At 69.1% G+C, this 246-nt stretch carries 1 pseudogene; it reads right to left on the bottom strand.

The features are described 5' to 3' along the window. Positions 1-246, bottom strand: a pseudogene (locus tag SB764_RS43590) (hypothetical protein); the annotation flags it as partial.

A 246-nucleotide genomic window follows, 5' to 3' on the forward strand; every position in this document is an offset into this window, starting at 1 on the left:
GGTGAAGGTCAGCGGCCCGACGGCGGCCTGGCTCATGCCGGCGTAGGTGACCGACAGCCCTGTCACTACGACGTCGGCGAGCGGCGCACCGTTCTCGGCAGCGGTCACGGGGTGCTGGCTGGGAGCGTTGAGTACAGCGTTGGTTGTTTCCCGCGCTGCACGCCCGTCATCACTGGCGTGGTGGGCGGTGCCCAACTCCCGGAGGGGAAGGTAGCACTCGGGAGCGAGGATCAACGCCAGCAGGCC

The sequence above is a fragment of the Paraburkholderia sp. SIMBA_027 genome, assembly GCF_046535315.1.
In the GTDB taxonomy this organism is placed as follows: domain Bacteria; phylum Pseudomonadota; class Gammaproteobacteria; order Burkholderiales; family Burkholderiaceae; genus Paraburkholderia; species Paraburkholderia tropica.